The organism is Tissierella pigra (assembly GCF_018917845.1).
Lineage (GTDB): Bacteria > Bacillota > Clostridia > Tissierellales > Tissierellaceae > Tissierella > Tissierella pigra.
In genome coordinates this window covers 69506-84246 of sequence record NZ_JAHLPJ010000001.1, presented here as the reverse complement: position 1 = coordinate 84246, position 14741 = coordinate 69506, and the positions used below count along the sequence as shown (strand labels likewise).

Below are 14741 nucleotides of genomic sequence, written 5' to 3'. Positions count from 1 at the left end.
CATTAGCTATCTTCTTTGTTAGGAGTATTTTACTTAATTAACTTTAATAGAATTTCAAGTTTCAATCTATTCATAGAGTCTTCTATATCAAAGTTTATTAAATCATTTATTTCTCCTATTCTTTTTCTAACTGTATTTATATGTATAAAAAGCTGCTTTGCAGTAAGACTATAATTCATTTTGCATTCTAAATAAACCCTTAAAGTTTCTATAAGTTCTCTGTATTCAGGGTTTTCAGTCAAAAGCTTTATATCTTTCAACATTATTTCTAACTCATCTTCCTTTATATCCATCCATGCAAATACTCCTAAGTCTGAATACTTTAGGTAATATTCCTTTGGATATAATAATTGCCCCATTTTTATGGCTTGTAAACATCTTGTATAATTTCTCTTTATTTCAAATACTGTATCACTTATATCTGAAACACCAAAAACTACTTCTGTATTATCAATTTTAGACTCTATTCTTTTTTTGAAAGTCTCAGCAGACTTTTCCATCTCCTGTAAATTCCTTTCATAAGAAATACTATCTTCCACTGGAATTAAAAAAATACAACTACTATCATCAATCATAGCTATTCTAGCCTGCATATGTGATATACTGCTATTTATTACTTCTTTTAGCTCCTTTCTACTACTAGAAGAATGAGACTTTTTTCCTTTTTCCTTCATTAATACTAGATAATAATTTAAATTTATATCTAATCCTATATCACTGGCTCTTTTAGAAATGATTTCATCATTAGATAATGCCCCTGTTATTATTTCGTTTATAAAGTTTTCAAAACCTGTATCACCTATACTTTGAGCTACTAATATTTGTTCATATAAGGATTGTAAAAGTAAAAATCCTATACGTAATGCAAATTGGTCAAAATAATCTATAAGTCCTGTAGCCTCAACTACTACAAAGTAAGCCTTTATTTTATCTTCTACTGTAATTGGAATAGTTATCCAACTATATGGTTTATCATATTTCTCATCTATAAATCGATATCTTATTATATTTAAATTATCACATAGTATTTCCTGAGTAGAATCAAAGGATGGTTTCCAGAAATCCTCTATATTTAAGTCCTCCATAAGTTTTATAAATTCAGGAGAACTATAATATGCTTTTTCAGAGGATAAATCATATAACATAGAAGGAAAATTCATTTCTCCCTCCATTTGTGATAATATTTTATTTATTTTTCTTGATTGATAACTCAGATTTGAAAAACTTCTTGGGTTTATATTTCTTATTCTAAATTGTTTAATATTTCTATTCATTACTAAAACATTAAGCTGGTACATAATATCCATCCAAGATGGTCTCTTGGGAATACTTATTAGTGGAATCTTATATTCATTAAATATAGCTATAATATTATCTGGAACAGATTTTATGTATCTATCCAGCTTAATACCCATACCTGATATTTCCCTGAATACATCGGTTTTAACATATTCTTGGAATAGTTTAGGCTGTTGCTGAAATAAATAACCTGATGATATAATAAGCTCTCTTCCCTTTGTCCAATTGTAGCCATCTGGTGCATCAAATACTGCAATCCCTTGTATTTGCTTGTCTAATCCTTCGTGACCTCCTATAACCTTGAAGTCTTTAAAAAATTCTGCTCCTAACATTTCCCTAACGGTTAAACCCATAATATCACCTGCTTATATTTGATTCTAATATTATACCACAAATCATTATATATATAAGAAAGAGATTCTTTACACATATATAATAATGTTAAAGTGTAAAGAATCTCTATTTATTTTATTATCTAAGTGGACTTATATATTTATTATTTTCTGTTCTCCTATTAAATTCATCCTTTGCTTCTTTTACTATATTAGGATTATTTAATACATCATACATCATACCTGAAAATATTTCTGCTGCATATAACATTCCTTTTATTCCAATAGATGAGCCTGATGATGAAGTAGCCTGCCATGAATGAGCCGGAACTCCCAATGGCCAGGTAGCAGTTAAGAATAAATTCATTGGCATTATCCATGAAACATCACCACTATCAGAAGAACCTGCAACTACTATGGAACTGGACTTTTCTTTTTCCAATACACCTTCATGTAGATATACTTTTGTATTGCTGTCTGATGATATAAATTTCTTTGCTTCAGCTCCTACTAATTTTGGATCTAAACTTTCTTGTATTGTTTTTGCAAATTGTAATTCTTCTTCTGTATATTCTGGTGAACCAATTTCAACCATATTCTTATGAGTTAAATCAAATAACACCTTATTTGGCAACATTTCATAACATCCACCTAGTACCTCATAGTCAACTGTGGTTTCCGTCATCATTGCTGCACCTTGTGCAACCTTGATTAATCTTTCAGTTATATCATCTACATCTTTTCTATGAGGTGCTCTAACGAAATACCAAGATTCTGCTTCTTTTGGAACAATATTTGGAGCCCCACCTGCATTTGTTATGGTATAGTGGACTCTAGCTGAATCTATAATATGCTCTCTTAAATAGTTTGCACCTACATTCATTAACTCTACAGCATCTAGTGCAGATCTGCCAGACTCTGGAGATGCAGCTGCATGAGCTGATATTCCATGAAACTTAAATTTAATAGAGTTATTTGATAAAAATGCGCTTTCTAAAGCAGTATTAGCATTCATGGGGTGCCAACTTAATGCTAAATCACATCCTTCAAAAGCTCCAGCTTTGATCATCTTTACTTTACCTATTAAAGTCTCCTCTTCGGGACAGCCATAGAATCTTATTGTCCCTTTTGTTTTTGTTTCTTCTAAATATTTCTTAATTGCAAGTACCCCACCTAATGCGGCACTGCCTAGAAGATTGTGTCCACAACCATGACCTGGTCCATTTTCTTCTACTGGGTTAAACTTTGTATCTAAAGCTTGAGATAATCCAGGCAGTGCATCGTATTCTGCCAATACTGCAATCACTGGTGAGCCACTTCCATATTCACCAATAAAAGCGTGTTCCATCCCATCTACTTCTTTTATTTTAAAATCATAGTCCTTTAATATTTGTCTATATAAATTAGCAGATTCTTTTTCATTTCCAGAAGTCTCAGGATTATTCCATACCTTTAAGCTTAAATCTTTTACTTCTTCACCTATATCATTTAAATATTTCAATACATCTGATTTATTCAATATACACCCTCCTTAAATACTTTTATATAAGTTTCTTTTTGTATAAAGCTGTACCTATACCAATAGTTCCAAATACTGCACCTAATGTAACTATATAACTTGGTTTACCAGGTAAGAAACTAAATACTCCTGAATTTAATGCAAATGTTAAAACTAGTGCTATTCCTAAGGCTATTGGTGCCAATTTCAACTTTTTAAGAGCAAATTGTATAAATATAGCTCCAAATAATGCAGGTAACAGAAAGTTAAATGATGCAACTACACTTTCTGGTAACGATTCTAAAACTGCAGTACCTGCAAATACTCCTAAAGCCAATATTACTATATTTACAATAACTGATGTAGCCATGCCTAATGTAGCTATAATAGTTCCTTCTTTTGTTCCTGGCTCTACACCTGCAACATTTTGAGATACAGCTGCGGCTGGTATCCTAAGATTTGAAATATTTCCAGTTATAAATGCCATATATGTTCCTGGCACTCCAACTATAGGGAAATATGATATTGGTTCAACTACCCAGTTTATACCTACTGCTGATGCTATAGCTATAAATGCTGTTATAATTGCAGATACAGGTGGCATCAGTTTATATACTACTGCAAGTACTAATGCTGGTCCAAAGGATAATAATACTCCTAACCAACCTGTTATCCTTCCCCACTTAATTATATATGGTAAATAGATTCCATCATATTGACTGTTTTTTTCCATGGTCTTGTCCTCCTATTATTTAAAATTATATTATTGCAGCTATTAACATTCCACCAAATAATTCAAAGGTTAAAGCCCATTCCTTAAGCCATTTTATATTCTTCTTATCTGCTATTGGAGATAGAATAAGCATTATAGCCCCGCCAGCTAGTGCTGCCATTGTATTTTTATTCATTGCCAATAGGTGGCCTGACACCAATGAACCGAAGGATCCTAGCATAGCTGCTACAGATATAATACTTAACATTCCTTTATCACCTTTGGAAAACTTAGTCTGTACCTTTTCCATCTTGTCTGCTGTTAATGTAGCAAATACTATCCAACCTATGGAACCAAGTATCATTGTCCAAACTGCATTTGCAAAAGCTATATTTGTCATTGGATCTATTCCCATCTTAACTCCTACTGCCTCTGTTCCAAAGCCTGCTGCCATCATTTCAAACATTACGGAGCCTATAAATGATAACCTCATCCATGCCATGGGACCACCTACTGTTACTAATAATGATAAAAGTCCTGTTAAAATTACTACTGAAGGTCCTAGAGATGTGATAAAACTACTTTTCATAGCGCTCTTCATCTGGTTATCAGTAAGCCCTATTTCTTTTCCTGTACTATAAGATTTTTTAGCAAAAATAATTGCTTGAAATAATGCTAATGTTATGGCAAGACCTGCTGCCAACCACATTGGAAAGCTATTTGCTATTTTTAAATAATCCATAAGTATTCCTCCTTAGTCGTTGTTTGACTATATGGTATCACCATAGCATATATGTATTCAACGCAAAAACTTTCATTATTTTATCAAATTTTTGAAAATTTTTTCATATAAAAAACAACCTATGAGAAGGGGGGCTACTCATAGGTTGTTTTTTACAGTTTATTTTACATCTGTAAATTCTATATCAATTTGTGATTCTGTATTATTTCTTATAATTGTTAATTTAGCTTTATCACCTTGTTTGTATCTGTATAATGCTTTTTTCAAACTACTCATATTATCTATTTTTATATCATCTATTTTAGTTATTATATCTCCATTTACTAAACCTGCCTTAGATGCGGGAGTATTTTCTGATACTTGGATCAATATAACTCCACTGTTCTCTGCAAGCTGAACTCCAAGTCTTGCTTGATAGTCTTCAACTGAAATACCTGATATTCCTAAAAACACAGTTTTATAAGATCCATTTTTAACTACTTCCTCTACTATTGCTTTAGCCTCATTTATAGGAATAGAGAATCCTAAACCTTCTGCTGTTTTTATTTTTGCTGTATTTATACCTATTACTTCACCTTTACTATTTAAAAGAGGTCCTCCACTATTTCCCGGGTTAATAGAAGCGTCTGTCTGTATTAAATCTTCTATTATATTATTGGAGCTTACTTGAATTGACCTATGAAGTCCAGATATTATACCTGATGTAACTGACCTTTGAAATTCTAATCCCAATGGATTTCCAATAGCCACAGTTATTTCACCAACTTCTAGTTTGTCTGAATCCCCTAAAGTTGCCACTGGAAGTCCTGTAGCTTCCACTTTTACTATGGCAAGGTCCAAAGCCGAGTCATTCCAAAGCACTGTACCTGGTTTCTTATCTCCATTTTCAAACAATACATTTACCTCTTTAGCATTACCATCAGCAACTACATGGGAGTTTGTAAGGATATATCCATTACTGTCTATTATAACTCCTGAACCTACACCTTCTACTTCCTGCTGTGAAAAGAAGTATTGCTGTACTTCTACAGATGTTATACCTACTACTGAACTCATGGCCTTTTTAGCCACGGCAGATACTGTATTTATGCTATCATTAGTAGTTATATTTACTGGTGTTGATACATATTGATTAGCATTAGGGTTTGGCAACACTTTTCCATATAAACTCGGTCCTATATAAGTAGAAGCTAAGCCTCCAATAATAGATGCCACTAATGCTAAAGATATATAAGAGAATAAACTTCCTCTAAACTTTCTTTTCTTCTTCTTATCCTTTTCTGAATTATCTTCTGAACTTTTATAGATATAAATATCTTCCGGTATTTTATAGTTTTCTTCTGTCATTTCTACATTTTCATTGATTTCATTTTCATTCATATTATAATCTCTATTTTCATCCATAATATCTACCTCCTTATTTAATTATAAGTTATTTATTACTTCTAATAATAAACTAAGAGTATGAAAATAATATGGGGGAATTATGTTTTTGTTGTGGGATTTATTTTTTATTATTGGAATATTTGTTATAATATGTGTAAACAAGTGTAAATTATAATGGGGTGATAATATGTCCTATAAAATATATTTAGTAGAAGATGATGAAAACTTAAACTTAGTATTATCTTCATATTTAAAAAAAGAAGGCTGGAATGTATCTTCCTTTTTAAATGGTGGAGATGCAGAAAAAGTAATCAATACTCCGCCTGATTTGTGGATTTTAGATATAATGCTTCCAGATGTTGATGGATACCAACTAATTAAAGAAATAAAAAATACAACTCCAAATGTTCCAGTTATTTTTATTTCTGCCAGAGACCAAGACATTGATAGAGTAGTAGGATTAGAGCTAGGCAGCGATGATTATTTACCTAAGCCTTTTTTACCTCGAGAATTGGTTATTCGAGCAAAAAATATCCTAGATAGATTCAATGTAAATAATTCTAATATATTAAATCTTAGACCTTACAATATCAATGAAAGCAGCAGAATAGTAAAATATGGAGAAGCAACAATTGATCTTACTTCTAAAGAATACGAATTACTTGTGTATTTTGCTAAAAATCCTGGAATGGCATTGTCTAGAGAACAAATCCTAGACATTATATGGGGAGATGATTATTTCGGTTCTGACAGAGTAGTTGATGATTTAGTAAGACGAGTTAGAAAAAAACTGCCAAAGCTTGATATAGAAACGGTCTATGGCTACGGATATAGGGTGAATGAAAAATGAAAAATTACCCCTTATCCCTTCAAATTTGGATTATCATAGCTATTATTACCTTATCTATTTCCTTGCTGTTATCCTTTATACTGCCTTCCACTTTAAGAGATTTTTTTACTAGGGAGATTTATGCAACAATTACTTCTGCCCAAGACTTAGTATTTAATCAATTTGATAGTGATATATATAGGGATTACATTGGTTCAGACTTCTTTGGCCGAGATGAACAATTACTAGAAAATATTAGAACTGTAAGACATTTTATATTTTATGCTGATAATAAAAGTCCCTTAAATCTTTCTATGCCTGCAAAGTTTCTAGAAAAAGTACAAAATGAAGCCTTAAATCAAAAAAACATTAGCCAAGAATACTCTGGTTCCATAGGAAATGAAAAAGTATTTTATATAATTACAAAGGGTAAAGCACTAAATAGAGATGCGTTTCTAGTTTCTTATATGGGAGACTCCTATAGAGAAGATTTAGTTCAAACTCTATTTAGAAAACTTATAGGAGTTATGGTAGTTGTTTTCTTATTTAGCTGGATTCCTGCCATATTATTGTCTAGATATTTATCTAAACCATTAGTGGATTTAGAAAAAAGAGTAGAAAAATTAGCCAATAATGAATGGAATGAGCCTATAGAGTTAAATAGAGAAGATGAAATCGGAAGACTTGGAAAATCTGTAGAATATTTAAGAAATCAGCTCATACGTCAAGATGAAGCAGAGCAGTCCTTTTTACAGCACGTTTCCCACGAATTAAAAACTCCAGTAATGGTTATACAATCCTATACCGAAGCTATTAAAGACGGCATATATCCAAAAGGTACCTTAGAATGTTCCATAGACGTAATTGAAGGAGAATCTAAAAGACTAGAAAAGAAAGTTAAAGACCTGTTATATTTAACCAAACTAGACTACTTATCTAATCATGAAACGGATAAAATAAGATTTTCTCTTGACTCATTAATTCAAGAGGTTATAGATAGATTGTCATGGCGCAGAACAGATATTCATTGGAACTTAGAGCTTAATCCTATATTTATGGAAGGAGATAAGGAACAATGGGGAATCGTAATAGAAAACCTTCTAGATAATCAAATAAGATATGCGGATAAAAGAATTCTTGTTTCATTAAAAAATATAAATAATAAGATTATCTTGAGAGTATGGAACGATGGACCACCCATTGAAGATGAACTTTTAGATACCCTATTTAATAAATTCAACAAGGGATATAAAGGTGAGTTTGGCTTAGGTCTTGCCATAGTAAATAAAATTCTCAACTCATATAATTCTAATATATTTGCTATAAATGAAAATAAAGGGGTATCCTTTTATGTAGAGATTCATAGTTAGGAGTGATGATATGAATAAATTAAATGTAAAAGTAGAGCATATATTTCATAGTGGATTTACTGTAGAAACAGAAAACTTCCTTTTAGTCTTTGACTACTATAAAGGTAATATATCACTAAAAGATAAAAAAACCATAATATTCTCTACCCATTCCCATGATGATCATTTTAATTCTGAGATATTGGAGTGGTCAAATAATAGAGAAGACGTTGATTATGTATTTAGTTCAGATATAAAGATTATGGATTCAAATAAGAGAATATATAAAATGGATGTCTATGAAAGTTTAACTTTAGATAATGTAAGTATTAAAACCTTTGGTTCTACAGATATGGGTGTATCTTTCTTCGTCAATGTAGACGGTATAGATATATTCCATGCAGGAGACTTAAATTGGTGGTATTGGAATGATGATACAGAAGAAGAAAAAATCAGTATGGAAAAATCCTTTAAAGAAGAAATTAAAAAAATAAAAGAGCTTAATGTAGATATAGCTTTTTTCCCAGTAGATCCTAGACTAGAATCAGCCTTTAGTTTTGGTGGTGAATACTTTATTAAAGAGATAAAGCCAAAATACTTTTTTTCAATGCACTTTGGGGATAAGTTCCATACTTCTTTAGACTTTATCCACAAAATAGGGGATATTGATACTAATATTGTGGAAATTACCCACAGAAATCAAATAATAGAACTTTAAAAAAGGTGAAGATTATACTTCACCTTTTTCTACTGCTATGAATTTATCCTTTAAAAACCTTATATCTTCTTTAATATATCTATGATTTACTTCTGCTACATTAAATTTTACTGTTTTAAATGCAAACTGAAAGAAATATCCTCCAGCTATGGACATTATGGCAGTTCCCATACCTACGGAACCACCTAAAAAGTATCCTATTATTATTGCTATTATTTCTAAAGAGTTTTTTACAAATCTTACTGATTTATTAGTCTTTTTAGTTAGTACTACCATCAATCCATCTCTAGGTCCTGCACCAAATCCTGCTCCAATATATATATAACAACCATATCCCAAAACAAGCATCCCTAGAAGCATCATAATTAAACTTGGAAAAAATCCATTAAATATAGGTATCAACCTATTAAGCATTAGAAAGTCTACAAATATTCCAATAAATATCATATTGAAAATAGTTCCCCAGCCAATATCTTGACCAAAATATATATCAATAAATATTATAATAAATCCTGCAATTATACTTGCTCTTCCTATAGGCAGATTAAATACATTTCCAAGTCCTTGATGAAATACATCCCAAGGAGATACTCCCAAGTTGGCATTAATAGTCATTACCATACCTATGGCACATACAAAATACCCTATAAAGAGTCTTATAAAACCTAGAATAGTTTTTTTCATAGAATAACCTCTACTGGACAATGGTCTGAACCAAGTATACTTGAATGAATAGATGCTGATTTTATTCTATCCTTTAATGCTTCTGATACTATAAAGTAGTCAATTCTCCAGCCAACATTCCTATCTCTAGCTTGTCTCATATATGACCACCAAGTATAAGCGTCTTCCTTATCTGGATAAAAATGTCTAAATGTATCAACAAATCCTGAATCTAGTAGAAAACTCATCTTTTCTCTTTCTTCATCAGAGAAACCTGCATTTTTCCTATTGGTACTAGGATTTTTAAGGTCTATTTCCTTATGGGCAACATTTAAGTCTCCACACAGTACCACAGGTTTTTTATTTTCTAACAATTTTAGATATTCCCTAAAGTCATCTTCCCACTTCATTCTATAGTCCAATCTTGCCAGTTCTCTTTGAGAATTTGGAGTATAGACATTTACTAAATAAAAATCATCATATTCTAAGGTAATAACTCTGCCTTCTTTGTCATGTTCCTCTATATTAAGTCCATAACTAACTGATATAGGTTCTATCTTTGTGAATACAGCAGTTCCCGAATATCCTTTTTTCTCTGCATAGTTCCAATACTGATAATAACCTTCTAGGTTTAAGTCAATTTGCCCTTCTTGTAATTTTGTCTCTTGAATACAAAATATATCTGCATCTATCTCATTGAAAAAGTCTAAAAAGCCCTTACCTACACAAGCACGAAGTCCATTTACATTCCAAGAAATCAATTTCATTTAAATCGTCCCCCTAAACATTACTTTTTCTTACTATTCTTTTTATTTTTAAAAGCATATCTAGGACCACTGCCTTTAGTCCTTTCAAATTTATATTCCTTAGATTCACTCTTTTTCTTTTCAGGTTTATTATCTGGTTTCCTTACATCTTTTCCCCTATCCTTTTCTACTTTTTTAGTCTTTAAATCTGCCTTGACCTTTCTTTGAATTAATGCTAAATCGTCTCTATCTCTCTCTGTTACAAAAGTAATTGCAGTACCTAAATTTCCAATTCTTCCAGTTCTCCCAATTCTATGAATGTAACTATCTACATTTCCTGGTATATCATAGTTAAAAACATGGGTTACTCCCTCTACATCTAAACCTCTAGCTACAATATCTGTCGCCACAAGAATTTGAATCTTTGCAGTTCTAAAGGATTTAATTACCCTTTCCCTTTTAGCTTGACTAAGGTCTCCATGAAGTTCGTCTGTATTATATCCCCTAGAAAGCAATTCACCATTTAAGGCAATTACTCCTTGCTTTGTGCGGCAAAATACAATTGCTAAATAAGGATTATATTCATCAATTAATTTGCAAAGTGTATCTATCTTTTTTCTTTCTGTAGTTTCTATAACTATCTGCTCTATTTCATCTAAGGTAATGTTCTTTCCTTGTATTTCGATTTGTAAAGGATTTTTCATAAATCTTTTACCTAGTGATCTTATTTCATTAGGTATTGTAGCTGAAAACAACATGGTCTGACGAGTCTTTGGTGTACTTACTATAATACTTTCCACATCTTTTAAAAATCCCATATTGAGCATTTCATCTGCTTCATCTAGTACCAAAAAACTAAGTCTGCCAAAGTCTATGGTTTCCCTTCTCATATGATCCAACAATCTTCCAGGAGTTGCTATTACCAAATGAATTCCATTTTTTAGCTTTCTTATTTGCTGCTCCACATCTTGACCACCATAGGCAGCTAAAATATTTATTTCCTTTTCACCCATAAGCCTTTTGGCTTCATTAGTAACTTGAATCGCCAGTTCTCTAGTTGGAGTTATAATTAGTCCTTGTATATATGGCTTATTTGCATCTATTTTCTGTATAATTGGCAATAAAAATGCTAAAGTCTTACCTGTTCCTGTTTGAGCCTGAGCTACTACATCACGTCCATTTATTAATTCCTTTATGGTTTTTTCTTGAATAGGTGTAGGTTCTGTTATTCCATTTTTATTTAATATAGATTCCAGTTCTTTACTTATTCCAAGATTCTTAAAACTTTCTGACATTAGAACACCTTCCTTCTTATATATTATTACACTCTTTATTTAATAAATTCTAATATTCTTCTAAAAATAAATGTTTTTCTCCATTTTTCTGCCACCCTAATATTCCATCCATATTTACATTCTCTGCGGATCTAAATATATTCATATCCACATTGGCAAAGTCTTTCCTTAGTCCTTCTAATAAATCTTTTATTTCATATCTCTTATTTCCTATTTTCTTAGCTGCCACCATACAAGCACAGTTTAAAGGCCATATTCCAGCATTTTGAATAAACCTTTGAATATATTTCTCCTCCACTAAATATAATGGTCTTATTAATTCCATGTTTTCAAAATTCTGAGCCTTTAGCTTAGGCATCATAGTCTTAAAATTACCTGCACACAATAAATTCAGCATAGTAGTCTCTATTACATCGTTGAAATGGTGTCCTAGAGCTAATTTATTACAGCCTAGCTCTTGAGCCTTTCCATATAGGGAGCCCCTTCTCATTCTAGCACACATATAGCAAGGATAATCATTGGCTATTTTATCTGCAACTTGAAATATATCTGCATCATATATAGAAACAGGTATATCTAAATACTTACAGTTATCTTCTAAAAGACTGCGTATGTCCTTATGATACCCAGGATCCATGGCAATGAACTCTAATTCAAAATTTTGATTCCCATTTTTATATAACTCTTGAAAAAGCTTTGCCATAAGAAGACTATCTTTCCCCCCTGATATGGCAACTGCTATTTTATCTCCATCTTCTATTAAATTGTACTCCTTTATTGCCTTAATAAACTTAGACCATATATTTTTTCTATAGGTCTTTATAATACTTCTTTCTATATCCTTTAATGGTTTTCTATCATTAAAAGGAACTAATATTTCACAGCCTGTTCCCTTTATTCCATTATTTTTTTCATCCATATCTATCACTCCAATTGACCTAATATTTCTTCTTTTTCTTCAAAATATACTGTTCCCCATACTCCTATTAAAATCACAATCGCTCCAATAAAATCATACCAAAAAAAGTCCTCTTTTAATATTACAACTCCAGCAAATATTGATACTATTGTACAAAGATTGGAAAAGACTGACGATTGGGATACTGGTATTTTAGATATTGTATAATTAACCATAAAAAAAGCAACTATTGATGATAATATTCCCAAATATAGTAATGGGATTATTGCTTGGCTATGAGCTAATGGTGCAAAATAGTTTCTCATATTTCCTTTTATTAGATTTATAATAATAAGTACAGTATTAAATGAAATAGCACCTATCCACATCATAACATATGTAATTTCAACAGGTGTAAAATCTATAGAAGATTTTTTCGATCCAATATTATAGAAAGAAGATGATATTATAGCAAAAAATAAAAATATAATCCCTAAAAAATTGCCTGATAGCCTTAAACTATCTTTCATTATATTAATAAAAATTACTCCCCCAACAGATAAAACTATAAACCCCAATTGAATAGGACTAAGTCTTTCATGTAAAAATATCATACTAAATATAGCTACAAATACAGGTATCAAAGCTATCATAAGACCTGCCTCTGAAGAAGAAGTCATATTTATTCCCAAAGACTCAAATAAAAAATATAATACTGGTTCACAAATAGATGTAAGTAATACAATCTTTAGACTCTTTCCTTTTAAATTTACCTTAATAATTCCAAAGATTTTAAGCAAAGTCATTGTTAAAGCTGCCAATAAAAACCTAAATGCTATAAGTTCTATTGGTGTCATGACTTTGAGTCCTATTTTAGAAAACATAAAAGAAAATCCAAATATAGTTGAATATATAATTGCCGAAAATATAGGTAAATATTTGTTATTTCTCAAATAAACTTCCCCCTTTAATAACCAAGATAATCCTTATCTAGAATAATATATCATACTTTTAGTCTTATCTGCAACATAGCAAAACCTAGGCTTAATTTAAAGCCTAGGTTTATGAGTTATCTATTTTAATCCGTTATAAAGCTGGTTTAGTAAAAATCCATTAGAATCTCCACTTAATTCCCAAATCATTGCCCCACCCAATTCATTTGATTTAATATAATCTGTTTTATAAAAAATGGATTCTTTGTCTTCATAAGTTATAAAGCTTGTCCCATTATAAATCCATGGCATTAATGATCCATAATGAAAATATCTATTGTTTCCATGTTTATTCAAATATTTAGTAGCTATGTCTCCATATCCAATGGTTGATATTCCATTATAGACCTGATATAGTCCATTGTTCCATGGACTTACATTATCATACTGCTTTCCATAAAATGAAATTCCCATGACTATTTTTTCCTTAGGAAAACCCCTATTTATCCAGATTTTCATAGATTCATCTATACTGAGTTTAATATTATTTAAAGATTCACTATTGATATATAGTGGTGAATTGAAATCTGTATATTTATCCCAAGAACCATGAATATCATAGCTCATAATATTTGCAAAGTCTATATATTTATGAATTTCTTCTAATTCAATATTGTCAGTAAACATACTTGATGCCCCACCTGCAATAGTCAATATATAAGACCTACCATCTATCTTACCCTGAGTATCAAAGGTTTCCCTTAATGATTTTAGTAAAAGTGTAAAATTTTCTTTATCTTCCTGTCTATATTTATTAGTTGGAAGTCCACCGCTCACTGGAAATTCCCAATCTATGTCGATTCCATCAAATCCATATTCCCTCATAAACTCTATACAACTATTTGAAAATGTAATTCTAGACTCCTCTGTTAAAGCCACATCTGAGAATTTATCTGACCATGACCATCCTCCAACTGATACTAATACCTTGAGATTTGGATTAATCCTTTTGATTTCTCCTATTTTTTGTAGATTAATAGAATCTATATAGGCATCTCCCAATACTACTTTTAGTTCCTCATTAATATTTGCAAAGGCATAATTAATATGAGTCAATTTAGTAACATCAACTTTATCTAGAGTGTAGCCTGAATAAGCCGACCAAGATGTATAATATCCTACCACTTTCTTTTCAAGACCTTCTACCCTACTGGCTAAAGCAGTAGGGGTTATAGATAATAAGCTTAATATTAATATAAAGACCAAAGATGAAAATACTATTTTTTTACTATTTATAGTATTTACCATAAAACCAACCAGCTCCTCTTTTAAAATTATACTA

General features: G+C 31.0%; 14 protein-coding genes. 3 read left to right on the top strand and 11 right to left on the bottom strand.

Going from position 1 to position 14741, the window contains the following annotated elements:
* Positions 1 to 29 precede the first annotated feature (29 nt).
* From KQI41_RS00385 to htrA, 5 genes are all read right to left on the bottom strand, one after another.
* Entirely contained in the window at positions 30 to 1652 is a 1623-nt protein-coding gene (locus tag KQI41_RS00385) for a PucR family transcriptional regulator (protein ID WP_154440922.1), read from the bottom strand.
* Positions 1653 to 1770: 118 nt separating this feature from the next.
* A complete protein-coding gene (locus KQI41_RS00380; RefSeq protein WP_216584564.1) occupies positions 1771 to 3150 on the bottom strand; it encodes an amidohydrolase in 1380 nt (459 codons plus the stop codon).
* A gap of 22 nt (positions 3151 to 3172) precedes the next feature.
* On the bottom strand, positions 3173 to 3862 hold the full coding sequence (locus tag KQI41_RS00375) for a hypothetical protein (protein ID WP_154440918.1): 690 nt from the start codon (positions 3860 to 3862) through the stop codon (positions 3173 to 3175).
* 25 nt (positions 3863 to 3887) lie between these two features.
* Positions 3888 to 4583, bottom strand: a complete 696-nt coding sequence (locus tag KQI41_RS00370; RefSeq protein ID WP_216584563.1) for a DUF5058 family protein — start codon at positions 4581 to 4583, stop codon at positions 3888 to 3890.
* Positions 4584 to 4742: 159 nt separating this feature from the next.
* Positions 4743 to 5987, bottom strand: a complete 1245-nt coding sequence (gene htrA, locus KQI41_RS00365) for a serine protease HtrA (protein WP_229768581.1) — start codon at positions 5985 to 5987, stop codon at positions 4743 to 4745.
* A 169-nt stretch (positions 5988 to 6156) separates the two neighbouring features.
* Between htrA and KQI41_RS00360 the strand changes: the two genes are divergently transcribed.
* Genes KQI41_RS00360 through KQI41_RS00350 form a run of 3 tightly spaced genes read left to right on the top strand, consistent with a single transcriptional unit; the run spans position 6157 to position 8865 of the window.
* The gene (locus tag KQI41_RS00360) at positions 6157 to 6819 is read left to right on the top strand and encodes a response regulator transcription factor (RefSeq protein ID WP_216584562.1); all 663 of its coding nucleotides are present in this window, start codon (positions 6157 to 6159) and stop codon (positions 6817 to 6819) included.
* A complete protein-coding gene (locus KQI41_RS00355; protein WP_154440912.1) occupies positions 6816 to 8168 on the top strand; it encodes a HAMP domain-containing sensor histidine kinase in 1353 nt (450 codons plus the stop codon). Before KQI41_RS00360 ends, KQI41_RS00355 begins: the two co-directional genes overlap by 4 nt.
* Positions 8169 to 8178: 10 nt before the next feature.
* Entirely contained in the window at positions 8179 to 8865 is a 687-nt protein-coding gene (locus KQI41_RS00350; RefSeq protein WP_154440910.1) for an MBL fold metallo-hydrolase, read from the top strand.
* A 12-nt stretch (positions 8866 to 8877) separates the two neighbouring features.
* On the opposite strand, the gene KQI41_RS00345 is transcribed toward KQI41_RS00350, so the two are convergent.
* The 6 genes from KQI41_RS00345 to KQI41_RS00320 all read right to left on the bottom strand — a co-directional run bounded on the left by KQI41_RS00345 (position 8878) and on the right by KQI41_RS00320 (position 14707).
* Positions 8878 to 9549 carry a YczE/YyaS/YitT family protein gene (locus KQI41_RS00345; protein WP_154440908.1) on the bottom strand — a complete coding sequence of 224 codons (672 nt, stop codon included), beginning with the start codon at positions 9547 to 9549 and terminating at the stop codon, positions 8878 to 8880.
* Positions 9546 to 10295, bottom strand: coding sequence for an exodeoxyribonuclease III (locus KQI41_RS00340; RefSeq protein WP_154440906.1), 750 nt, complete (start codon positions 10293 to 10295; stop codon positions 9546 to 9548). The genes KQI41_RS00345 and KQI41_RS00340 overlap by 4 nt, the downstream gene beginning before the upstream one ends.
* 20 nt (positions 10296 to 10315) lie before the next feature.
* Positions 10316 to 11569 (bottom strand): DEAD/DEAH box helicase, encoded by a 1254-nt coding sequence (locus tag KQI41_RS00335; RefSeq protein WP_216584561.1) that lies wholly within the window; start codon positions 11567 to 11569, stop codon positions 10316 to 10318.
* 49 nt (positions 11570 to 11618) lie between these two features.
* Positions 11619 to 12488 carry a tRNA 2-thiocytidine biosynthesis TtcA family protein gene (locus KQI41_RS00330; protein ID WP_216584560.1) on the bottom strand — a complete coding sequence of 290 codons (870 nt, stop codon included), beginning with the start codon at positions 12486 to 12488 and terminating at the stop codon, positions 11619 to 11621.
* 5 nt (positions 12489 to 12493) lie between these two features.
* The gene (locus tag KQI41_RS00325; RefSeq protein ID WP_154440900.1) at positions 12494 to 13420 is read right to left on the bottom strand and encodes a DMT family transporter; all 927 of its coding nucleotides are present in this window, start codon (positions 13418 to 13420) and stop codon (positions 12494 to 12496) included.
* Between the two features lie 120 nt (positions 13421 to 13540).
* Entirely contained in the window at positions 13541 to 14707 is a 1167-nt protein-coding gene (locus tag KQI41_RS00320; RefSeq protein WP_154440898.1) for a glycoside hydrolase family 18 protein, read from the bottom strand.
* Positions 14708 to 14741 lie beyond the last annotated feature (34 nt).

Excerpts from the sequence above, each read along its gene's own strand:
- KQI41_RS00355 (WP_154440912.1), top strand. The coding sequence starts at position 6,816 with ATGAAAAATTACCCCTTATCCCTTCAAATTTGGATTATCATAGCTATT.
- KQI41_RS00375 (WP_154440918.1), bottom strand. The coding sequence starts at position 3,862 with ATGGAAAAAAACAGTCAATATGATGGAATCTATTTACCATATATAATT.
- htrA (WP_229768581.1), bottom strand. The coding sequence starts at position 5,987 with ATGGATGAAAATAGAGATTATAATATGAATGAAAATGAAATCAATGAA.
- KQI41_RS00360 (WP_216584562.1), top strand. The coding sequence starts at position 6,157 with ATGTCCTATAAAATATATTTAGTAGAAGATGATGAAAACTTAAACTTA.
- KQI41_RS00335 (WP_216584561.1), bottom strand. The coding sequence starts at position 11,569 with ATGTCAGAAAGTTTTAAGAATCTTGGAATAAGTAAAGAACTGGAATCT.
- KQI41_RS00345 (WP_154440908.1), bottom strand. The coding sequence starts at position 9,549 with ATGAAAAAAACTATTCTAGGTTTTATAAGACTCTTTATAGGGTATTTT.
- KQI41_RS00320 (WP_154440898.1), bottom strand. The coding sequence starts at position 14,707 with ATGGTAAATACTATAAATAGTAAAAAAATAGTATTTTCATCTTTGGTC.
- KQI41_RS00385 (WP_154440922.1), bottom strand. The coding sequence starts at position 1,652 with ATGGGTTTAACCGTTAGGGAAATGTTAGGAGCAGAATTTTTTAAAGAC.
- KQI41_RS00350 (WP_154440910.1), top strand. The coding sequence starts at position 8,179 with ATGAATAAATTAAATGTAAAAGTAGAGCATATATTTCATAGTGGATTT.
- KQI41_RS00330 (WP_216584560.1), bottom strand. The coding sequence starts at position 12,488 with ATGGATGAAAAAAATAATGGAATAAAGGGAACAGGCTGTGAAATATTA.
- KQI41_RS00370 (WP_216584563.1), bottom strand. The coding sequence starts at position 4,583 with ATGGATTATTTAAAAATAGCAAATAGCTTTCCAATGTGGTTGGCAGCA.
- KQI41_RS00340 (WP_154440906.1), bottom strand. The coding sequence starts at position 10,295 with ATGAAATTGATTTCTTGGAATGTAAATGGACTTCGTGCTTGTGTAGGT.